This window comes from Breznakia pachnodae (genome assembly GCF_030814225.1).
Taxonomy (GTDB): domain Bacteria; phylum Bacillota_I; class Bacilli_A; order Erysipelotrichales; family Erysipelotrichaceae; genus Breznakia; species Breznakia pachnodae.
This window is the reverse complement of sequence record NZ_JAUSUR010000002.1, coordinates 97,900-113,976: the sequence shown is the minus strand read 5'-3', so window position 1 is coordinate 113,976 and position 16,077 is coordinate 97,900. Positions and strand designations below refer to the sequence as shown.

The window sequence follows — 16,077 nt, the reverse complement described above, 5'->3', positions numbered from 1 at the left end:
GCGGAGGTAGACAAAATGTCTTATTACTTTTTATTGGATATTGCATTGATTTTATTATCAACAAAACTGCTTGGTTTGTTCACAAGACAGATTGCAATGCCACAGGTCGTAGGGGCCTTATTAGCAGGTTTGGTTTTAGGACCAGCAGGCTTCAATGTATTACATGAAACCGACTTTTTAGTTCAGGTAAGTGAGGTAGGAGTTATTATCCTAATGTTCTCAGCAGGACTGGAAACAGATATATCGGAATTGAAGAAAACAGGTGTTGCATCTTTCTTGGTAGCGATACTGGGAGTTATCATTCCATTAATTGGTGGATTTGTAGTGGCATCAATGTTCAATACAGGAACGGATACAATGCTTCAAAACGTATTTATCGGTGTTATCTTAACGGCAACATCCGTAAGTATTACTGTTGAAACATTAAAAGAGTTAGGAAAATTATCGAGTAGAAGTGGAAACATTATTCTTGGAGCTGCATTAATTGATGATGTATTAGGTATTATTGCCTTAACCGTTGTTATGGGAATGGCACAAGGTGATGTTGACTTATTAATGGTAATTGTTAAGATTGTTGCATTCTTTGCGATGAGTGGGGTAATCGGTTATTTCTTCCACAAACAATTTGATAAATGGATGCGTAAATCACACATTGATCGTCGTCGTTTCTCAATTATTGCGTTTGCCTTCTGTTTGATCTATGCTTTCATAGCTGAAGAAGTATTCGGTGTTGCTGATATTACAGGAGCATTCGTAGCAGGACTTATGATTGCGAAAACCGCACGTTGTACATATGTAACGCATCGAACAGATACACTTGGATATATGTTCTTTACTCCAGTCTTCTTTGCAAGTATTGGATTAAAGGCAGTAATACCTGCAATGAGCAGTGAAATTATCTGGTTTAGTATATTAATTGTAGTAGTTTCAATATTAAGTAAAGTTATTGGTTGTGGACTTGGAGCGAAGATCTGTAAGTTACCAAATATCAGTGCATTACGTATTGGTGTTGGAATGATCTGTCGTGGTGAAGTAGCACTTATTATTGCCACAAAAGGTGTAAGTGCCGGGTTAATGAAAGAAGAGTTCTTTACTCCAATTATTCTGATGGTAATTATTACCACAATCGTAACTCCAATTCTATTAAAAATAGTATATAAGGATAGAGGTCATACGACTGTATATGCTGAAGATCCTTTGGCAGAACGTCTGAAAAACAAAGACCACTGTGAGATCCCTGTAGTAGATTAAGAATTATCCGATATTTTCTAAGGAATTTATTGAATGTGCTATTTGAAGATAGTATAATTAACGTACTGAGAATTTTTATAATAAGGAGAAAATATCTATGTTGAAAGTACTAGAACACCCACTGATTACACACAAGTTAACGCAGATGAGAAAAGTGGAAACAAAAACGAAAGATTTCCGCGAAAATCTAGACGAAATTGGAGGTCTGATGGCGTATGAAATTACGCGTAATTTACCAGTTAAGGAAGTTACAATTGAGACACCAATTCAAGAAATGAAAACATATGAATTAGAAAAAGATATCATTCTGGTTCCAATCTTAAGAGCAGGGCTAGGAATGGTTGATGGAATATCAAATCTTATCCCTACAGTTAAGGTGGCACATGTTGGTTTATATCGTGATGAAGAAACATTACAACCACATGTATATTTTGAAAAATACCCACCAAATATTGATGATGCTGTAGTAATGATTGTAGATCCGATGTTAGCAACTGGTGGTAGTGCTAGTGCAGCAATCGACATGGTGAAAAAACAAGGTGCAAAAGATATTCGTCTTGTATGTCTGGTTGGAGCTCCTGAAGGAGTGAAAGTAATTGAAGAATTACATCCAGACGTTGATATCTATTTAGCAGCACTTGATGAAAAATTAAATGAAAAAGGATATATCGTTCCTGGATTAGGAGATGCAGGAGATCGTATCTTCGGTACAAAATAGTGAAACAAATGTCTGTCATGCGTTTTATTGGACGGATGATAGCGGGAGTTATTATTGCGGTACTGTTAGGAAATTATATTGATGAATACTTACACACGACACCGATTGTGATGATGGTATTACTACTGTATGTAATAATCGGAAGTCTGTATAAGTTAATAAAAGACGCAGGTGATGATCATGAATGACGATAAGATGTATAAAGAAATTGAAAAACTTGCACTTCTTATTATGGCAGTGATTGCACTGGTATGTGGAATTGTCAGCATGGATGTAATGAATGGGTTAAGTGTAGTGTATGGAGGAATATTAAATATTATTGGATTTCGTAATATTGTCGTATCTTCTAAAAACTTACTTCACAGTCCTCACGCATCAAGAAATGCAACAATTCAGTATATGATTCGCTTTATTCTCTACGGTATTCTTATTTACTTGGGAATGCAGGTAGGTTTAAGTATAGTATTTATGTTATTGGGATTCTTAAGTGTCAATCTGGCAATTAAGATTCATACCCTAAGAACACGAAAGGAGGAGATATAGATTGGAAGGATTATTGATTCATTTTGGTGAACATGAGCTTTTTATCCATCAGAGTATTCTGATTTGGATAGTAATCTGTATATTTGTAACCGTCCTGTTAGTTTGGGCTGGAAGCAAAATTAAGAAGGCAGATCCAACCAAAGCTCCAAAAGGAGTAGTGTTAGTATTTGAGCAACTCGTTAACATGTGTTCGATGGTGCTTAAAGGAAATCTGAATGAGCAGACATGGAAGTACTTACCAGCGATGGGTACAATTATGATTGTTATGGTTATCAGTAACCTGATGGGATTAATTGGACTACAACCCCCAACTGGTAATATGAGTGTGACAATCACACTTACGTTACTTGCCATTATCTTAATTCATGGAAGTGATATTAAGAAGAATGGTTTAAAAGGTAAATTAAAAGCATGGTGTGATCCAACCCCATTCTTAATGCCATTAAATGTAATTGGAGACTTAGCGACTCCAGTGTCACTGACACTTCGTTTATTTGGTAATATACTTGGTGGTACGATTATTATTGGTCTGTTGTATATGTTGTTGGAAACGTTGTTGAAGCTGTTTATACCAGCTGGTGCATTGATGTACGTGGCAACCCCATTCCTACATATGTACTTTGATATATTTACAGCATTTATGCAGACGTATATATTCTTTACATTAGTATCTTTCTATTTGGCAGATGCTATTGGAAGTAATGAAGATTAAAAAAATGAAAGATTTGGATAAATACAAAAGAGGAGGAAAATAAAATGGAATTTAATGAAGCTTTTGTAGCAGGTATGGCAGTATTAGGAGCAGGAATTGCAATGATTGGTGGTTTAGGTTCAGGTATTGGACAAGGAATCGCAGCAGGTAAAGGTGCGGAAGCAGTAGGACGTAACCCAGAAGCAGCTGGTAAGATTCGTTCAATCATGGTACTTGGAATCGCGTTAGCGGAAACAACAGGTATCTATGCACTTGTAATTGCATTATTATTAATTTTCTTAAAAGCTTAATTAAAGTAGAGGAGGGAGCAATCCTATGGGTATAAACATTGACAATTATCTACGCATTAACTTGGTGGATATGGGGTTAGTTTTAATCTCTACTTTTTTGATTATCGTAATCGCTAGAAAATTCTTCTGGCGTTATGCTAAAGACTATCTTGATGGCAGAGCTGCTCACATTCAAAGTGAGTTAGATGAATCACAAAGTAATTTACAGGCGAGTGAAGAAATGAAGCAGCAATATGAAGAAAAACTTGCAGGAGCACGTGCGGAAGCAACAGAAATTGTTTCAAGCGCAAAACAACGTGCGACAACGGAAGCGAGTGCTATCGTTGGTGATGCAAGAAACAATGCTGCAATCATGAAAGAAAAAGCACTGCATGATATTGAACGTGAAAAGGCAAATGTTCGCGAACAAATCAAAGAAGAGATCAGTGAAGTTGCATTTATGGCAGCGAAAAAAGTTGTGGAAAAAGAACTGGACGAAGATGTTCATAAAAAATATGTAAAAGATTTCATTGAAAAAGCTGAGGATGATGAATCATGGCAAGCTTAGCAGCCACTCGTTACTCACAGGCTCTGTTTGAACTCGGAGTAGATGAAAAAAAATTAGATATTTTTAAAAGTAACTTGGTGGATATCGATCGAGTAATCGTAGAAAACAAGGATCTTGCAAAAGTTTTAAAACATCCTAAAGTGGATAAAGATGAACGTAAACGTTTATTGGATGAGATTTTTAAAGGAATTGATCCACTTGTGATGAACTTTTTAAAACTGCTTGTAGATCGAAACAGATTTCAGAGTATTCATGATATAAAACGTTATTTTACGCGTTTGTATAATGAATATAACGGAATTGAAGTTGCCTATATTTATAGTGCAACAAAGTTAAGTAATGAAGACTTGGATGCAATTGTAAAGATGCTTGAAACCAAGCGTCAAAAGAAAATCGAATACGAAACAAGAATCGATGCTTCTTTGATTGCGGGAATCCGTATAAAAGTGGCTGATGAAGTATTGGATAATACAATTGAAAACCAATTGAATAGAATGAAAGACAAAGTCGCAAAAAAAGTACTATAGAAAAGCGAGGTGGAGACTAATGGATATAAGACCTGAAGAAATAAGTGATATTATAAAAGAACAGATCAAACGTTATGATGATACGTTGGAAATTAGTGAAACAGGTACTGTTATTACCGTAGGGGATGGAATTGCGCTGATCTATGGTTTAGAGAAAGCAATGGCAGGAGAATTACTGCTATTCCCAGGCGATGTATATGGAATGGTATTAAACCTTGAAGAAGAGCATGTTGGAGCCGTATTAATGGGTTCAGATGCTGGAATCAAGGAAGGTGATGAAGTAAAAAGAATTGGTCGTATTATTGAAGTACCAGTTGGTGATATGATGTTAGGACGTGTAGTAAATGCCCTAGGACAAGCAATTGATGGTGGAGAGCCTATCGTTTCCGATAAGCATCGTCCAGTTGAACGTGTTGCTCCTGGAGTTATGACACGTAAATCTGTACATCAACCTTTACAGACCGGACTAAAGTGTATTGACTCAATGATCCCTGTCGGTAAAGGTCAACGTGAGTTGATCATTGGGGATCGTCAGACAGGTAAGACGGCAATTGCAATTGATACAATTTTGAACCAAAAGGGACAAAACGTAAAATGTATCTATGTAGCGATTGGACAAAAAGCTAGTACTGTTGCCCAAATTGTAGAAAAGTTAAGAGCGCATGATGCCCTTAAATATACAACGATTGTATCATCAACAGCTAGTGAAGCAGCACCACTTCAATATATTGCACCTTATGCAGGGTGTACAATTGGTGAAGAGTGGATGGAACAAGGTGAAGATGTACTTATTATCTATGATGATTTAAGTAAACATGCGGTAGCTTATCGTACAATGTCTTTACTACTAAAACGTCCTCCAGGACGTGAAGCATATCCTGGTGATGTATTCTATCTACATTCAAGATTATTGGAACGTAGTGCAAAATTAAACGAAGAATATGGGTTAGGATCATTAACGGCTCTTCCAATTATTGAAACACAAGCAGGAGATATCGCAGCATATATTCCTACAAATGTTATTTCAATTACGGATGGACAAATTTTCCTTCAAACTGAATTATTCAATGCAGGGGTTCGTCCTGCAGTAGATAGTGGATTATCAGTATCACGTGTTGGTAGTGCAGCGCAAGTAAAATCGATGAAACAAGTATCTGGTTCATTAAAACTAGAACTTGCTCAATATCGTGAATTACAGGCATTCTCACAATTTGGTAGTGATTTAGATCCAGCAACAAAAGCAACATTGGATCATGGGGAACGTTTAACAGAATTACTGAAACAAGATCAATATTCACCACTTACAGTGGTTGAACAAGTATTATCATTGTTTGCAGCGAAACATCGTTTCTTAGTAAAAGTTGCAGTAGAAGATATTAAAGCATATGAAGCAGACTTACATGTATTCATGAAAGATAAATATGCAGATTTAGTGGAAGAATTAACAGTGGAAAACAGTATCAGTGATGATTTAGAAAGTCGTTTAAAGGATGCTGTTGAAGAATTTACAAATAGTTTTGTAGCTATGAAAGAGTAGTTTATGGCTAGTAAATTAGAGATCAAAAGTAGAATCCGTTCTGTTGACTCCACTAAAAAAATTACGAAAGCAATGCAGTTGGTTGCCGCTAGTAAGTTAAGAAAATCAAAAGATCGTATGGAAAACAACAGAGAGTATGCACACTATCTGAAAGAAAGTGTTGATACAATTCTGTCATCGATCAAAGCAACGGATCACCATTACACGGTAAGAAACCAATCAGAAAAAGTATTAACGATTATCTATACATCTGATATGGGATTGTGTGGTGGATACAATGGAAATACATTTAAGAAGATTGTTGAATGGTTAAACCCAGAAGACCCAGTTATCATTCTTGGTAGCAGAGGTAGTGCATGGCTGTCTCGTCGTGATTACAATGTGATGAAGTCACTTACAAATGTCGATGAAGAAGGTTATGAAGATATTGTGGATGTAGCTACTATGGCACTTGAAATGTATGAAAAGAAAGAAATTGGAAAGATCCAGATTTTATATACCCAGTTCATCAATTCTTTATCGTTTGAACCAACACTGGTACAGTTGTTGCCAGTAGAACGTAATATGGAATTGGAAAAAGAGGTTCTTCCTCAAGATACAATCTTTGAACCTGATGGAGAAGCCATCTTAGATGAGTTAATCCCATTGTATTTAAAATCATTATTATACAGTTACTGGTTAGAAACAAAAAACAGTGAACAAGCTTCTCGTCAGTCAGCGATGGAGAATGCTACCGACAATGCACAAGAATTAAGAGATGCATTAGAATTGAAATTCAACCAGGCGCGTCAGGCAGCAATTACGCAAGAAATTACGGAAATTGTTGGTGGAGCGAATGCGTTATAAGAAGGAGGAAACAGATATGAGTCAGAATAAAGGGAAAATTGTACAGGTTATCGGGCCAGTCGTGGATATCTTGTTCAGTGAAGAACACTTACCAAGTTTATTAAATGCGATTGACATTCCTCTGGATGGACAAGAATCTCTGGTTGTTGAGGTTGCTCAACATGTTGGAGACGCAAGAGTACGTTGTATTGCAATGGGTTCTACGGATGGATTAGTACGTGGAATGGATGCAATTGATACAGGAAAACCAATTATGGTTCCAGTAGGAAATGAAGTACTAGGAAGAATGTTTAATGTATTGGGTCGTGAAATCGATGAAATGGATGCACTACCTAACACAGTGAAAAGAATGCCAATTCACCGTGAAGCACCTAGCTTTGATCAACAACAAACATCTGCAGAGATGTTAGAAACAGGAATCAAAGTTATTGACCTTCTTTGTCCTTATTCAAGAGGAGGAAAGATTGGGTTGTTTGGTGGAGCCGGAGTAGGTAAAACGGTTCTTATCCAAGAGTTGATTCACAATATTGCGAAGGAACATGGTGGTAAGAGTGTTGTTACTGGAGTAGGAGAACGTACTCGTGAAGGTAATGACATGTACCATGAAATGAAAGATTCTGGAGTATTAGACAAAACCGTATTGGTATATGGACAGATGAATGAGAGTCCAGGTGCCAGAATGCGTGTAGCCTTAACTGGTCTTACAATGGCAGAACATTACCGTGATGTAGATCGTCAGGATGTATTATTATTTATTGATAACATCTTCCGTTTTACTCAAGCAGGTAGTGAAGTTAGTGCCCTGTTGGGTCGTATGCCAAGTGCGGTTGGATACCAACCAACACTTGCAACCGAAATGGGTGCATTACAAGAACGTATTACATCGACAAAAGATGGATCAATCACTTCTGTACAGGCAGTATATGTACCAGCGGATGACTTGACCGATCCAGCACCAGCGACAGCATTTACACACTTAGATGCAAAAACGGTATTGGACCGTGGAATTGCTTCATTAGGAATCTACCCTGCGGTAGATCCACTTGAATCAAACTCACGTATTCTTGATCCACTAGTAGTTGGTGAGGAACATTATAAAATTGCTAGGGATGTTCAAATCTTATTGCAACGTTATAAAGAACTTCAAGATATTATTGCCATCCTAGGTATGGATGAATTAAGCGAAGAAGACAAAACAGTCGTTAACCGTGCACGTCGTGTACGTAACTTCTTATCACAGCCATTCAATGTTGGTGAACAATTCACTGGTATGAAAGGTGTTTATGTATCTAGAGAAGATACAATCCGCAGTTTCAAAGAAGTACTTGATGGTAAATATGACCATCTTCCAGAACAAGCATTTATGTTTGCTGGAACAATCGAAGATGTTGTAGAAAAAGCGAAAACGTTGGGAGAATAATTATGCTGAAAGTCAGAATAATAACTCCTGATGGATTATATCTGGATACAGAAGCAGTTCAAATCAATGCCTGTAGTTTAGAAGGTGAATTTGGTCTGTTAAGTGATCACATGCCAATGGTTGCAATGCTGGAAATTAGTAAACTAGATATTGTAAAAGCAGATAGTTCAAAAGAATATGCTGTATCAGGTGGTATGTTGCAGTTCAAAGATAATATCGCTACGATTCTTACCGACTCAGTAGAAGGTGAAGATGAAATTGATATTGAACGTGCAATGGCTGCTAAGGCAAGAGCGGAGAAACGTCTTCAAGCTCATGAAAGTGATATGAATATGCGTCGTGCAGAAATTGCATTACGTAAAGCAATTAACCGTATTAGCGTTAAAGAGTAACATATGAAAGATGGCTTAGGTCATCTTTTTTTCTTGTGGTTTTAATGATTCATTATATAATGAAATTAGAAAGAATAATTATTCATGAGGAGAAGTAATATGAAAGGAAAGAGAATTATACTTACGATATTAACACTATTTACATTTATTACTTTAATAACACCTATGATGGGAAATGAAAAAGAAAATCCAATACCTACACAAATGGAACCTGGTTCAATTATTGAATTTATAAATGAGGATGAATATATAATTATATCAGGAGCAGAACTGAAAGTTCCAAACACTGATAAGATTGATGATTTACCAACACCTGAAAAAGGTATGATTATTACTTATGCAGATGATGGGTATATTCAACACATTCGACTTGCTGATGGAAGTGATCCAACAGTAAAAACAGATGAAAATATCTCAAACTTTTCATACATTATGAAGTACTATTCAACTGCTATTCAATATACAAGTATAGAAGTTGGGTTACTTAATAGTGCTGGTAAAGCTCTACATCAACAATATCTACAATACAAATATCGTTATTAAATAATAAGCAGTTAGTTTAAGGAAAGGATATAATTATGATTACATCACCTTTTTTTAGAAATATTAAAAGAAAAGATACTGATTATTCTAATCCGTCATTATATCCGTATAATGTCCCAATTTTCAGAAAAAAGAATTTCAATATTTAAATAAAAAAACCAATTCTTATTATATCTGGAGATAATGGAACTGGAAAAGCAACATTATTAGAAAGTATTGCATGCAATTGTGGTTTTAATATTAATGGTGGAAATAAGAATCATCTTTATGAAGGGCAAGATAATGACGTAGATGGAATTATAGATTATTTAGTATTTTCATGGAAAATAAAAATAAACGATGGCTTCTTTATGAGAGCTGACAGTTTTGCACATTTCGCAAATTACATTGATCAGCAGTCAAGTGATTATGGAAGTAGCGCATTCTCATATTATGGTGGTAAATCATTAAATGAACAGTCACATGGAGAGTCATTTTTATCGTTATTCCAGAATCGATTTACAAATCAGGGAATCTATATATTAGATGAACCAGAAGCTGCATTATCACCACAAAGAATACTGTCATTTATGGTAATAATGAAAGAGTTGGCTAAAAGTGGTAATGCGCAATTTATCATATCCACCCATTCTCCAATATTAATGGCGATGCCTGATGCACAGTTTTTGTATATAAGTGAAGATGAAGTAAATGAAATGAATTATAAAGATACTGAACATTATCAAATAACAAAATCATTTTTAGACAATCCAGAAAGAATGCTCAGATATTTATTTGAAAATGAAGAATGATGTTTAATTAGAAAAGAAACTCCAAAATGAATTGAAGTTTCCTTTTTTTATATCTCTACAAAATGTGGTCTTAGTTGTTCGATTTGTTTCTGATCTAATGTAATGATAAAATGTGATTCATCAAATCTAGGTAAGCTAGATAAATCTAGTACTTCTTTTAAAGTGTTGAATGCTATATTGCCTTCTAAATGAGGTTCACCATCAAACGATACAATTCCAATGTACCAATCACTTATATCTAAATCATCTGACATAATTGGAAGTGCTGGTTCATCAGGGAAGATTGAATCAACACCTTCTGATAAAGTGAAAAATCCAACTAGTCTTTCGTCATTTATTTTGTAAACTCTGGCCTTTGCATAATACAAATCCTGGTTCTGTTTCTCGTGCAAATACTCCTCAAATGCGATTACTTTATTCTCTTCATCTAAATCCATAATGCTTTGCATAAATTTTTCTTCTACATGAAGTGGATAAATAGCACCAAAGGTATATCCAAATTTTTCATCCTTCACAAAAGAATCCAACACATTACCAACCCAGTTCATTGTATACTTTACTTTCTCAGGAATATCTTCAAGAGTGAGTGTTTCACCATCATGCTCAAATTTTTGAATACCCATCATCTTACATAACCGTTTTGTACATTCATAGAAATCTTCAATATCATGATAAGTACAAGGTACATTTAGATTTAAATCGATCGCTCTTTCACTACTTATATACTGTAATGTAAATCCTCTGCCAATTTTCTTTGGATCATAGAAAATAATATATTTATCTTCAAAATCACCATCTAAATCAGTTAGTATAAATCCTACATCACTAATGCCATATGCATAACCATCAAGTGCATTTGTGATATCATCAAATGTGAATTTCTTTTTTAGTAATTTCGTTTGTTTTAAATGTATATCTAGTGACATAAAACCCTCCTGTTAATGTTACTTTTATTGATTTAACTATATCATAATTTCATTGCAGATAAAGAAAAAAGTCCAAATTCATTGGACTATTATAAAATTATTCTGCTGCGTATGCATTTCCATTCATCATAGGTGAACAGATATAGAATATAAGTATACTTAGTGCAAGATTAAATACCACAAGTGTTGGAATTAATACGGTAATGGTTTGATTAAAATCACCTGTCATTTGAAATACTAAGTAAGCAATACCACCACTAGGTAAACAAATAACAACCATTACAAGCATATGCAACATAGATTCAATAAGTTTATTTCCTCTACTCTTTAGTAAGCGTATTGATAATACTACTCCTGCATAGAAAACAGGAATAAATGATAGAGTAATTAGAATACCAATTAGTGTTTCCATTAAATCCAAATCAACAAAGATAAAACCAATTAGTATCATTGCAACTGCAAATAGTACCGATTTTAGTGCTGGAATCAACAATGAATAAAACATTTTCTTGATTGGTTTATCAGGAATAAGGTAAATATAATTATTTTTAAGGTCATCAGTTAAAGTGGAATTTCCTACAGAGTTCATCAGATAAAATATTAATAATCCAAAGAATAAATAAGCATTTGGATTAATTAACAATGCAAATACTGCCAATGCAATAAAACTATATAAATCTTGTCTGCCAATAAAAGAACGAGTTTTTTTCATAATCAAAAAGTTCTTAGATAGAATAGCACCGCTCAATTGCTTATAGTTAATAGTGGCATCGTGTACTTTTTCTTCTTTCGTCTCAACACCAGACATCGCTTTCTTATAGTAGTCACTAAAGTCTACAGCATCAATCATTGCTTGCTCATAGAAGTAACCTTTAACATGTGTTAGCAAAGCTACTAATATAATATCAATAGCAATAAATACTGCTACAACAATCAAAACAAGAAGTGTATCGTTTTGATACAAAGCAAACATTGATGCTTTAATCCAACCTAATATTGGAATAAGATCAAAATCAGTAGTATAAGTAAAGTTCACAAAAATTTCAGTGAAGTCAAAACTACTTTGGAAGTAACTATATACTGCATACGCTACTAAAACAATAAAAATACATAAACCAATCCAACGTTGCGTATTTCCTTTTTTTCCTCTAATCATATCTTTGATGTAGAAGTATTGTAGTAATACTAAAACAATAAAAGTATAAAGAGTAGAAATTAGAAAGGCAAATAGAATATAAGTAATTGGCATAACTGCTGTCATTGATACAATCATCATTGGAATTGCTACACTCATTAAACTTAATATAATTGAATCAAACATTGTTTCAACTGATAAATAAGATAATATCTGACGATTTGAGAAAGGACCTACAAATAAATAGTAAGAGTCTTCCTCAAAAAACAATGCTTTCTTTTTTTGAAATAAGGTAATCAGATTTAAAAAAGTGGAAAATCCAATTACAAATAATGTAAATAAGGAATATGTCAGAAGGTCCACAGCAGGTTTATCCGCTGTATCAAATATAGGAAAAAACATGCTTGCAAATACCAGCAATGCAAGTACTGTTGCTATTGCTGAAGAAGGTTTTGCAAATACACTTCTTACTTTCGCTTTTTTCTTGGTGAAAAACAGTTTAATTAAGTTCTTCATGTTCTTCATCCTCACCGTTTAATTCAAAATATAATTCCTTTAGTGATTTGTTTTTTAGTTCATCACGTTCAATATCAGCCAATATATGTCCCTGCTTCATAATGATTGCATGATCCCATACATCATCCACCATATCAATGATATGTGTACTCATAAGAATACTAACACCTTCGTCTCTTAATGTACTTAATATTTGTAAGGTATCTTGAATACTATTTGGATCTAATCCCATCATAGGTTCATCGACTAGTAGTGCCTGAGGCTTTGTCATAAGAGCTAAAATCATTGACAACTTCTGACGCATTCCTTTCGATAATTCTTTTGCGATGGTCTTTTTCTTTTCCATTAGTTTAAATAATGAAAGATATTTATCGGCAATTTGTTGGTAGTTATCAATCTGATAAGCATTACCTATGAAATCAACATGTTCCTGTATTGTTAGTAAATCATATAATACTGGTGTTTCTGGGATATATCCAAAACGTTTTTTTGCTTCTACACTCATATTGTCGAAACCACATATTTTAATACTACCTTTGAATTTTAATAATCCAATGATACTTTTTATTGTTGTACTTTTACCAGCTCCATTTGATCCTAGTAAAATCGTTATTTCTCCTGGTTTTGCAACTAGTGATACATCATTTGCTCCAATTACTTTTCCATAGTCTTTTGTAAGATTCTTTACCTCTATCATAATTTCTCTCCTTCAATATACTCCTAGTTTATCAGTTCTATATAAAAAGAATACAAATCTGTCCTAAATGGTAGATTTGTATTCCTAAATTACTTCTATAATGATAATTCTTTAAGTAGTTTCTTTCCTTTTCTTGATAATAAGCAGAATGCATTATTTTTCATTTCTACCTTATTATCTGCAAGATAGATGGTTTGTATATTATCTGTATTAATTAGAAATGAGCGATGAATTCGTAAGAATTGAGTACCGCCAATCGTTTCTTCAATTTCAGATAACTTTCCAAAGAACTCTAAAGTTTCATGTTCTGCATGCAAGATAATTTTATGTTTAGATGCAGATGTTTCAAAGAACATAATTTCTTTAATTGGAATATGATAGATACGATCCAATATTTTAATCTGGTAATAAGGATTATAACTATCGTTTTCATTTGATAATCGCTCCTGAATGCTTTCCAGACATACAGCAATACGCTCTTTGATGGTATCTAGATTACCCTTCACAATATAATCCATTGCTTCAATGCGATGGCGGAAGGTCTCAAATGACAACTCTTCATGAGAAGTTATAAAGATAATAAACCCTCTTGGATCGAGTTCACGAATCTTCTTCGCTAAGGTAAAACCAGTATAAGTATCATCATTTAAATCAACATCAAGGAAATAAATACTAGATGCATGATTACCAGCAATCTCATTCACAATTTCGGTTGGTTTACTTGTTGCCAGACCAATCTGCATATCCAGATTATTAATTGTTATATAGTTAGCAATTGTTGTTTCAATAAAGGAACACATCTTTGGTTCATCTTCACATATATAAACAGATATCATCATACACCTCCTATTTCTGAATGGTTAGTTCTTGTATAAATAAATTATTACTTATCTTGGTACGAGTAATTACATTACTATAAGTACCTATAATTTTCTTATAGTTGGATAACCCAATTCCACGGCCTTCCCCTTTACTGGAATATCCATATTCATAAATACTATTTACATTTGTATCAATACTGCATAATACATTGTTGATATTGATATAAATAGAATCACCTTCATCTAAGAAGATAATAGAAATCATAGCATTATCTTTATTTATTGATTCTTCAATTGCATTATCTAATAAGATACCAAGGGAACGAATCAAATCAACATTTGGTATAATTGCAGATTGAATTGGATATATTACTTCCAGTTTAAATGGAATCTTCATTTGAATCATCAAGGAGCATTTCATCAAAAGTAAATTCTTTAGTTCAGGGACTTTAATATTATGAAGTGCTTCTAAACTTGAATGGTAATTTGAATCATCAGTTATTGTAGTAATTGGTTTATCAATAAATAATTCAATTTTTTTAATTATTTCATCATCTACTTCACTGGATAGATAGTTTAATAATGTTTGATAGTATTCACGCATTGTCGAAATTGAACGTTTTGCAGTTGTTGTCGTTTCAAAATAATATTGTTGAGAAAGTAATAATTCTTGTTGCAACTGTTCGTTTTGTAAGTTGATAATAATAGTTGAAATACCACAAACAAAAACTGGAGCCAACAATAATAAAATAATAATGATAAAGATAATAAATTGAAGTGGATTCTTCTCTATATTATGATAAATCATTTGTGCAGTTACCATTCCTAAAATACAACAGAAGATGACAATAAAGAAGCGATGATTTTTAAAAAAACTGTGAATTGCAGTTTTTAGATTTTCTTTAGTTAGGAATGAACGGATGGTAGAATGGTTAGGATTCAAATGTTCTGAGTTATCATCTACATCAAAAGACTGTGATTTTGATAGTGCACTTTCTACAACATCGTGTAATTGTTCAGTATTTGTATTTTTATATTCCAACAAGAAGGAAGTGATTAAATTCTTAATATCATGTTTTAAAGAACGTAATTCTAACTGCATCTCACTAACTTCATTGATATGAAATTCTCGCTGATCAATAATAGTTTTTTGTAATTCTAATTTCTTGCGATTGTTCTGCATAATAATTACAATGATAAAAATAATTGTAAGCAGTAGTAGGAACACAAAGCCAATTATCAGATTTGCCTCAGGTGACAGCGGAAGAATTGGATAGAAAACAAATATCATTGCATGTAGATTCCAGCAACTTACACAAATAATAGTTGTAATAACTTTTCTGCGTTTTGTCTCAAATAATACATTAATATAAGTTGATAGTGAATATTTAGTAAAGATGTGCGCTAATGCCAATCCAAATAATGACGAGATAGCATGAATAATTATATTGTATATCGATACTAAAAATCCTTCTACTTCTAAAGAAAATTGCATTACAAATAAAATACCTGAGTAGTTTACCATTGTATGGAATGTATTTAGACAATATAGGGTAAAACCAAGGCTGGAAAGAATCTTCCATGCATTATGGTAATAACGATATAAAACAATTGTTATAAAGATGAATTGTATGGAATAGGTGATTAATGCAAAGGTAAAGGGATATTTAACATAAAGAATGTCATATAAATCTGTCAAGAAAAAGATATAGTTAAAACCGATCTGTATAACAATAAATACAATCGTACTCAAAAACAAGCCTTTTTTATGACAGACAGGTGATAAAAGTTTCATTGCACTGTATATCCATGACGCCCCAAACGTTGCAGATATAATAAATGCTTCTAACCAAACGTGCATTCAA

19 protein-coding genes are annotated in these 16,077 nt (G+C 33.6%); 14 read left to right on the top strand and 5 right to left on the bottom strand.

Annotation, left to right across the window (positions count from 1 at the left end):
• The first annotated feature begins 15 nt into the window (after positions 1–15).
• The 14 genes from J2S15_RS06610 (at position 16) to J2S15_RS06545 (ending at position 10,117) form a co-directional block, all read left to right on the top strand.
• A complete protein-coding gene (locus J2S15_RS06610) occupies positions 16–1,251 on the top strand; it encodes a cation:proton antiporter (protein ID WP_307406634.1) in 1,236 nt (411 codons plus the stop codon).
• A gap of 97 nt (positions 1,252–1,348) precedes the next feature.
• Positions 1,349–1,969 (top strand): uracil phosphoribosyltransferase, encoded by a 621-nt coding sequence (gene upp / locus J2S15_RS06605; protein WP_307406632.1) that lies wholly within the window; start codon positions 1,349–1,351, stop codon positions 1,967–1,969.
• A gap of 8 nt (positions 1,970–1,977) precedes the next feature.
• Positions 1,978–2,157, top strand: a complete 180-nt coding sequence (locus tag J2S15_RS06600; RefSeq protein WP_307406630.1) for an AtpZ/AtpI family protein — start codon at positions 1,978–1,980, stop codon at positions 2,155–2,157.
• Positions 2,150–2,512 carry an ATP synthase subunit I gene (locus J2S15_RS06595; protein WP_307406628.1) on the top strand — a complete coding sequence of 121 codons (363 nt, stop codon included), beginning with the start codon at positions 2,150–2,152 and terminating at the stop codon, positions 2,510–2,512. Before J2S15_RS06600 ends, J2S15_RS06595 begins: the two co-directional genes overlap by 8 nt.
• Before the next feature lies 1 nt (position 2,513).
• Positions 2,514–3,224 (top strand): F0F1 ATP synthase subunit A, encoded by a 711-nt coding sequence (gene atpB / locus J2S15_RS06590; RefSeq protein WP_307406626.1) that lies wholly within the window; start codon positions 2,514–2,516, stop codon positions 3,222–3,224.
• 44 nt (positions 3,225–3,268) lie between these two features.
• Positions 3,269–3,514 (top strand): ATP synthase F0 subunit C, encoded by a 246-nt coding sequence (atpE, locus tag J2S15_RS06585; RefSeq protein ID WP_307406624.1) that lies wholly within the window; start codon positions 3,269–3,271, stop codon positions 3,512–3,514.
• A 25-nt stretch (positions 3,515–3,539) separates the two neighbouring features.
• Positions 3,540–4,061, top strand: a complete 522-nt coding sequence (gene atpF, locus J2S15_RS06580; RefSeq protein WP_307406622.1) for a F0F1 ATP synthase subunit B — start codon at positions 3,540–3,542, stop codon at positions 4,059–4,061.
• On the top strand, positions 4,049–4,588 hold the full coding sequence (locus J2S15_RS06575; RefSeq protein ID WP_307406621.1) for a F0F1 ATP synthase subunit delta: 540 nt from the start codon (positions 4,049–4,051) through the stop codon (positions 4,586–4,588). Before atpF ends, J2S15_RS06575 begins: the two co-directional genes overlap by 13 nt.
• 19 nt (positions 4,589–4,607) lie before the next feature.
• Positions 4,608–6,125 carry a F0F1 ATP synthase subunit alpha gene (gene atpA, locus J2S15_RS06570; protein ID WP_307406619.1) on the top strand — a complete coding sequence of 506 codons (1,518 nt, stop codon included), beginning with the start codon at positions 4,608–4,610 and terminating at the stop codon, positions 6,123–6,125.
• 3 nt (positions 6,126–6,128) lie between these two features.
• Positions 6,129–6,971, top strand: coding sequence for an ATP synthase F1 subunit gamma (atpG, locus tag J2S15_RS06565; protein ID WP_307406618.1), 843 nt, complete (start codon positions 6,129–6,131; stop codon positions 6,969–6,971).
• A gap of 16 nt (positions 6,972–6,987) precedes the next feature.
• Positions 6,988–8,391: a F0F1 ATP synthase subunit beta gene (gene atpD / locus J2S15_RS06560; RefSeq protein WP_307406617.1), complete on the top strand. Its 1,404-nt coding sequence runs from the start codon at positions 6,988–6,990 to the stop codon at positions 8,389–8,391.
• Between the two features lie 2 nt (positions 8,392–8,393).
• Positions 8,394–8,783, top strand: a complete 390-nt coding sequence (locus J2S15_RS06555; RefSeq protein ID WP_307406615.1) for a F0F1 ATP synthase subunit epsilon — start codon at positions 8,394–8,396, stop codon at positions 8,781–8,783.
• Between the two features lie 99 nt (positions 8,784–8,882).
• A complete protein-coding gene (locus J2S15_RS06550; protein WP_307406614.1) occupies positions 8,883–9,326 on the top strand; it encodes a hypothetical protein in 444 nt (147 codons plus the stop codon).
• Positions 9,327–9,676: 350 nt separating this feature from the next.
• Positions 9,677–10,117: an AAA family ATPase gene (locus J2S15_RS06545; protein WP_307406612.1), complete on the top strand. Its 441-nt coding sequence runs from the start codon at positions 9,677–9,679 to the stop codon at positions 10,115–10,117.
• A 47-nt stretch (positions 10,118–10,164) separates the two neighbouring features.
• Here J2S15_RS06545 and J2S15_RS06540 read toward each other — a convergent pair whose 3' ends face one another.
• From J2S15_RS06540 to J2S15_RS06520, 5 genes are all read right to left on the bottom strand, one after another.
• Positions 10,165–11,043, bottom strand: a complete 879-nt coding sequence (locus tag J2S15_RS06540; protein WP_307406611.1) for a DUF4299 family protein — start codon at positions 11,041–11,043, stop codon at positions 10,165–10,167.
• A gap of 97 nt (positions 11,044–11,140) precedes the next feature.
• Positions 11,141–12,694 (bottom strand): putative ABC exporter domain-containing protein, encoded by a 1,554-nt coding sequence (locus tag J2S15_RS06535; RefSeq protein WP_307406608.1) that lies wholly within the window; start codon positions 12,692–12,694, stop codon positions 11,141–11,143.
• Positions 12,678–13,391: an ABC transporter ATP-binding protein gene (locus J2S15_RS06530; RefSeq protein ID WP_307406606.1), complete on the bottom strand. Its 714-nt coding sequence runs from the start codon at positions 13,389–13,391 to the stop codon at positions 12,678–12,680. Before J2S15_RS06530 ends, J2S15_RS06535 begins: the two co-directional genes overlap by 17 nt.
• A 95-nt stretch (positions 13,392–13,486) precedes the next feature.
• Entirely contained in the window at positions 13,487–14,227 is a 741-nt protein-coding gene (locus J2S15_RS06525; RefSeq protein ID WP_307406604.1) for a LytR/AlgR family response regulator transcription factor, read from the bottom strand.
• 10 nt (positions 14,228–14,237) lie between these two features.
• Positions 14,238–16,073 (bottom strand): GHKL domain-containing protein, encoded by a 1,836-nt coding sequence (locus J2S15_RS06520; protein ID WP_307406603.1) that lies wholly within the window; start codon positions 16,071–16,073, stop codon positions 14,238–14,240.
• Between the last annotated feature and the right edge of the window lie 4 nt (positions 16,074–16,077).